Source organism: Mesorhizobium sp. M2E.F.Ca.ET.209.01.1.1 (assembly GCF_004010375.2).
Classification (GTDB): Bacteria; Pseudomonadota; Alphaproteobacteria; order Rhizobiales; family Rhizobiaceae; genus Mesorhizobium.
Map to the genome: position 1 here is coordinate 1 of NZ_SADP02000379.1, position 377 is coordinate 377.

The 377-nt window shown below is 66.8% G+C and carries 1 pseudogene; it reads right to left on the reverse strand.

The window, feature by feature from the left end:
* A pseudogene (locus EN852_RS36075) lies at window positions 1–377 on the reverse strand (transcriptional regulator); the annotation flags it as partial.

The window sequence follows — 377 nt, forward strand, 5'->3', positions numbered from 1 at the left end:
AGTGCGAAGACCGATCCGCGTGCGATGACGAAGAAATCGCGAAGCTTGGCGAGGCGCGTGATGATGTCGTGGGTCAGGCCATCGGCAAGCCCGCCGCGAAAATTGGCGGTGCTTTCCGCGAACGGCATCACCGCCAGCGAGGCCCGGCGCAACGCTTCGCGTTCGTCTTCGACGGCAACGATCGGCGGTTGCGGGGCCACAAAACCCGGCCCGGACCGCGCGCACGGCGTCGCGCTGGCGTTCCGGGCCCTAATCTCGTGCCATGCCTCGCGCAAAGGGGTGAAATCCAGCTCTTCCGAGTGAAAAAGCTCCGCCGCGGTGGCCAGATGTTCCTCGCCGGCGCCGATCTGGCCGCGCCGCGCAAGGTTCTCCAGCAG